We start from the raw sequence: 5372 nt of genomic DNA, 5'->3' as shown, positions 1-5372 counted from the left end.
GTGATGGCCGAAACGATCGCTAAAAACTGGCAAGCGATCACAGCCCCATAACCCCCATAAACCGTGCAAGGAGACCGCAAGATGAAAAAGTTGATGAATGACCCCAAGAACTTTGTGCCGGAGATGATGAAGGGCATCGAACTGGCCAATCCGGGCACAATCAAGTATGTGCCGGAGTACAATCTGGTCATGCGCGCCGATGCGCCGAACCCCAACAAGGTATCCATCGTCCAGGGTTCCGGTTCCGGGCACGAGCCGGCCCACATTATGGTTGTCGGCAAGGGCATGCTGGACGGCGCTTGCCCGGGCGACGTCTTCTCCGCCCCGCCCATGGATTACGTCGTCGAATCGACCAAGATTCTGAACTCGCCCAAGGGCGTGCTCCACATCGTCAACAACTACAGCGGCGACCGCATGTCGTTCGAGATGGCGACGGAGATGCTCGACATGGAAGGCGTCACCGTCAAGACCATCTTTGTGGATGATGACGTGGCCGTGCAAGATAGCACCTGGACGGTCGGCCGCCGCGGCGTGGCCGGCAACTTCTTCGTCATCAAGGCCGTCGGCGCGGCGGCCGAGCAGGGCGCGTCGCTCGATGAGTTGGTGGCCCTGGGCCAGAAGGTCAACTCCCGGGTTCGTTCGATGGGCATGGCCCTCACCGGCTGCACGCCCCCGGCCAAGGGCAAGCCCATCTTTAGCCTGGAGGAAGACGAGATCGAGATGGGCGTCGGCATCCACGGCGAGCCGGGCCGCGCCCGCAAGAAGCTGGTCAGCGCCAACGAGATCGCCGACGAGATGCTGGAAGCCATCCTCACCGACCGCAAGCCCATCCCCGGCAGCGACGAGCGCGAGGAGCCGATCTTCAAGGCGGGCGACGAAGTCGCCCTGATGGTCAACGGCCTGGGCGGCACGCCCATCTCGGAACTGTACCTGGTCTACGGCCACGTCCACGAAGCGGTGGAGAAGCGCGGCCTCAAGGTCTGGCGCAGCTACGTGGGCGAGTACTGCACGTCGCTGGAGATGGCCGGCATGTCCATCACGCTGTGCAAGGTGGATGATCAGTTGAAGGAGCTGTTCATGGCTCCGGCCGACATTCCGATCCGCGTCTTCTAGCGACCTGGACCGCTTCGGACCCCTGGCCGGTATCAGATAGCGGCGTAAGGGATGGCCGCGGCGCGGCTGTCCCTTACCCGCTATGTGGAACTTGTACCGGAGGAGATTATGGTCAAGAGCGTCATTGAACGATTGGTAGAGGCGAACCCCACCCTGGAAATCTGGTGGGACTCTTCCCCGCTCGTTTACAGAACGTGGAAGCAACATCTGATTGACAGCATGCCCCCGGCCGAGCGGCCCGAACTGGAGGCGCAGCTCACCCGCTTCTTCGATCCGGACGATCCGGCCGCGGGCCTGGTGCGCGGCTGCACGACCAACCCGCCGTTGGCCTATGACGTCATCAAGAAGGACGCTGATTTCTGGAACGAATGGATCGACGACACCATCCACGACAACCCCGATCTGGACGCCAAGGAGATCGCCTGGCTGACGTATGAGGAGACCATCCGGCGCGGCGCGCGCGTGATGCTGCCGATCTGGGAAGCCACGAACGGTCGCTACGGTTACATCTCCGGCCAGCTCGACCCCCGCCTCTTCACCGAGATCGACGTCATGGTTGCGGCGGCCGAGGAACTGCACAGCCTGAGCCCCAACGTCATGATCAAAGTTCCGGCCAGCACCGAGGGCATCAGCGTGCTGCGCATCCTGGCTTCCAAGGGCATCGGCACCAACACCACGACCTGCTTCACCTTGCCGCAGATCCTGGCTTCGGCCGAGGCCACGCGCGAAGGCGTGGGGTTAAAGCAGCTGGGCAACTACTTCGCCTCGGAGCAGGTAGACCTGACCCAGTGGCGGGCGGTCATCACCATGATGGTCGGCCGTCTGACTGAAAACCCCGCCCTGGACGAGCAGGCCCGTCGCAAAGGCATTCAGCTAAGCTGGGAAGATAAGCACTGGTTCGGTATCGCTGTCTTCCAGCGGGCCTATCGCATCCTGCGCGACGAGGGCTTTCCGAGCAAGTTGCTGGCTTGCTCGCTGCGTCAGGGGCCTTACGTGGCTGGCCGGCAGCGCTTCTGGGACGTTGAATTCCTGGCCGGGGATGTGGTTTACACCTGCCCGCCCTACGTGCTGGATCCGCTCTTCCAGGTCTGCAACGACCTGACGTTCGAGCGCGAAGCGCTCGACAAGATTCAGGTTCCACCGCGGGTGATGGACAAGCTGCTGCAAATCCCCTACGTCGTCCAGGCCTATGACCCGAACGGCATGTGGCTGGAGCAGTTCAACCCCCATCCCGCCACCGTGGCGACGATCAAGAGCTTCTCCAAGGCGATTGATGGGCTGGAGGCGCACGTCGCCCAGCGCTATGCGCTGGTCAGGGACAGCGCCGTGCCCGCCTGAACCCAGGGTAGGGGCGGGTTTGAAACCCGCCCCTACCTAGCAAATCCGCGGCAACATCTCCCCCGCCAGCATGTCCACCACGCGGGTGCTGCCGATGCTCGTCCGCATCAGCACCCGCCCCTGCGGCGCGGCCTGGACGCGGCCGATGATGACCGCCTCCTCGCCGTAGCGCGTCGCCCGCATGGCCGCCAGCACGGCCGGCGCGGCCTCCGCGGCCACGATTGCCAGCAGCTTGCCCTCGTTGGCGACGTAGAGCGGGTCGAAGCCCAGCATCTCGCAGGCCGAAGCGACGGCTGGCCGCACCGGGATGGCCCGCTCGTCGAGGACGACGGCCACGGCCGACTGCCGGGCGATCTCGTTCAGCGTCGTCGCCACGCCGCCGCGCGTCGGATCGCGCAGAACGTGGAGTTCCCCCGCAGCCATCATGGCCGCAACGAGATGGTTGAGCGGGGCCACGTCGCTGACCACGTCCGCCTCGAAGCCCAACTCGCCGCGCGCGCTCAGCACGGCGATGCCGTGGTCGCCCATCGGGCCGGAGAGAATGACGGCGTCGCCCGGCCGGGCCTGGTCGCCGGCGATGGTTCCGTTGTGGCGCAACACGCCTACCCCGGCGGTGTTGATGTACAGCCCATCCGCCTTGCCGCGCTGGACGACCTTGGTGTCGCCGGCCACGATGCTGACCCCCGCCTCGGCCGCCGCCGCCTGCATGGACAGCACCACCTGGGCCAGCAGGCTCACGTCCAGCCCCTCCTCCAGAATGAAGCCGGCCGTCAGGTAGAGCGGCGTCGCTCCCATCATCGCCAGGTCGTTGACCGTGCCGCACACCGCCAGCCGGCCGATATCGCCGCCGGGGAAGAAGAGCGGCCAGACGACGTGGGAGTCGGTGCTGATCGCCAGCCGCGCCCCGTCTACGCTGACCAGCCCGGCGTCGTTGGCGGCGCGCAGGGCGGGGTTGTCGAACGGCTCCTGGAAGAGGCGGCCGATCAGCTCGTGGCTCATCCGGCCGCCGCTGCCGTGGCCCATGACGATCTTCTCGTCGTGCCGCAAGGGGATGGGGCAAACTAGACCTTCGAGGTGTGGGGTGGTTTGGTCGTTCATGAATTAGGACTTAGGAATTAGGAATTAGGAATTAGGAAGCAGAGATCTCCGGTCTGAAGTTCTTCGATTCCTAATTCCTAATTCGTAATTCCTAATTGATAAATATCCAGGTGTCTTCCGTACTTGTGGTACGCCGCGCACGCCCCCTCCGACGACACCATCGTCGCCCCCAGCGGCGTCTCCGGCGTGCATTGCGCGCCGAAGGCGGGGCAGTCGTGCGGCTTCTTCAGCCCTTGCAGGATGAGGCCGGCGATGCACAGCGGCGACTCCTGCGTGCGAATCTCGCCCACGTCCCAGCGCCGCTCGGCGTCGAACGCGGCATACTCCGCCCGCAACCCCCAGCCGCTGGCCGGGATGAGGCCGATGCCGCGCCACTGCCGGTCGCGCACCTCGAAGACCTGCTCGATGACCCGCTGCGCCGGCACGTTGCCCGCGAAGGTGACGGCGCGGGCGTAGGCGTTCGCCACCTCGTGCGTGCCCGCCTCCAGCTGGCGCACCGTGGACAGGATGCCCTGGGCGATGTCCAGCGGCTCGAAGCCGGTGACGGCGATGGGCACGCCGTACTGCGCGGCGAGGGGCGGGTACTCCCAGTAGCCCATGACGGCGCAGACGTGGCCGGCGGCCAGGAAGCCCTGCACCCGGTTCAGCGGCGAGCCGAGGATGGCGTGCATGGCCGGCGGCACGCAGACGTGGGAGACGAGGACGCTGTAGTTCGTCAGCCCCAGCGCGCGCGCCTGCACGACGCTCATGGCGTTGGCCGGGGCGGTCGTCTCGAAGCCGATAGCGAAGAAGACCACTTCCTTGTCGGGGTTGGCCTGGGCGATCTTCACCGCGTCGAGCGGCGAGTAGACGACGCGCACGTCGCCGCCGGCGGCGCGGACGGAGAAGAGGTCGCGCCCCGTGCCGGGCACGCGCAGCATGTCGCCGTAGGAGGTGAAGATGACGTTGGGCCGCGCGGCGATGTCGAGCGCCTTGTCGATCAGCTCTAGCGGCGTGACGCACACCGGGCAGCCCGGCCCGTGGACAAGCTCGATCTCCGGCGGCAAGAGCTGGTCGATGCCGTGGCGGACGATGGCGTGAGTCTGGCCGCCGCACATCTCCATGATGACCCACGGCCGGGTGACCGCCCGGCGTATCTCGCGCATCGTCGCCGCCACCAGTGCGGCGTCGCGGTATTCAGTAACGTACTTCATAACGTCGTCCTGATGGGGTGGAAGAAATGGCTACGGAACAAGACGGATAATACGGATTTTTATCCGTTTTATCCGTTCTCATCCGTAGCCATTTCTTCCGGCCCCAACTCCTCTTCAAGGTTCGCTATCTCGCGCAGCACGGCCAGGGTGGACTGCGCCTCTTCCTCGCTCAGCCGGCTGATGGCGAAGCCGACGTGGATGACGGTGTAGTCGCCCACGGCCGCCTCGGGTACGTAGGCCAGACACGCCTCGCGCACCGTCCCGCCGAAGTCGATCCGGCCCATTCGCAGACCGTCGGCTTCGTAGATGTCGATGATTTTACCGGGTACTCCCAGGCACATAATGGTCTCCAGTGGTCAGTTGCTAGTTGGCAGTTGGCAGTTGTCAGTTGTTAGTTATCAGTTGTCGCTCGTGGGTGCTTCTCCCCTGCTCCCCCGCTCCCCCGCACCCCTGCGCTTTATCCATACCCATCATTTGAGTAAACACGTCGCCACAATCGCCTGTCCCAACGCCAGCCCGCCATCATTGGGCGGCACGAGGCGGTGGGTGTAGACGGTGAAGCCGTCGGCGCGCAGCAGGGCCAGGGCGCGGCGCAACAGGGTGACGTTTTGCCATACGCCGCCGCTGAGC

The 5372-nt window shown here is 65.2% G+C and carries 6 protein-coding genes; 2 read left to right on the top strand and 4 right to left on the bottom strand.

The features are described from left to right. Window positions 1-81 precede the first annotated feature (81 nt). Window positions 82-1113 carry a dihydroxyacetone kinase subunit DhaK gene (gene dhaK / locus ACE3UY_RS13805; protein WP_374688088.1) on the top strand — a complete coding sequence of 344 codons (1032 nt, stop codon included), beginning with the start codon at window positions 82-84 and terminating at the stop codon, window positions 1111-1113. A 108-nt stretch (window positions 1114-1221) separates the two neighbouring features. Next, complete coding sequence (locus ACE3UY_RS13800) at window positions 1222-2451, top strand: transaldolase family protein (protein ID WP_374688087.1); 1230 nt, start codon at window positions 1222-1224, stop codon at window positions 2449-2451. Window positions 2452-2487: 36 nt separating this feature from the next. Here the strand turns inward: ACE3UY_RS13800 and hypE are convergent, their stop codons facing one another. The 4 genes from hypE to ACE3UY_RS13780 all read right to left on the bottom strand — a co-directional run. After that, window positions 2488-3549 (bottom strand): hydrogenase expression/formation protein HypE, encoded by a 1062-nt coding sequence (gene hypE, locus ACE3UY_RS13795; protein ID WP_374688086.1) that lies wholly within the window; start codon window positions 3547-3549, stop codon window positions 2488-2490. A 77-nt stretch (window positions 3550-3626) separates the two neighbouring features. After that, a complete protein-coding gene (gene hypD / locus ACE3UY_RS13790; protein WP_374688085.1) occupies window positions 3627-4742 on the bottom strand; it encodes a hydrogenase formation protein HypD in 1116 nt (371 codons plus the stop codon). A 68-nt stretch (window positions 4743-4810) separates the two neighbouring features. Continuing rightward, the gene (locus ACE3UY_RS13785) at window positions 4811-5083 is read right to left on the bottom strand and encodes a HypC/HybG/HupF family hydrogenase formation chaperone (protein WP_374688084.1); all 273 of its coding nucleotides are present in this window, start codon (window positions 5081-5083) and stop codon (window positions 4811-4813) included. Window positions 5084-5212: 129 nt separating this feature from the next. Then, window positions 5213-5372 (bottom strand): hypothetical protein (locus tag ACE3UY_RS13780; RefSeq protein WP_374688089.1); only part of this gene is annotated, 160 nt, incomplete at its 5' end.

The sequence above is a fragment of the Promineifilum sp. (SeqCode) genome, assembly GCF_041918635.1.
Taxonomy (GTDB): Bacteria; Chloroflexota; Anaerolineae; order Promineifilales; family Promineifilaceae; genus Promineifilum.
This window is presented reverse-complemented; position numbering and strand designations above follow the sequence as displayed.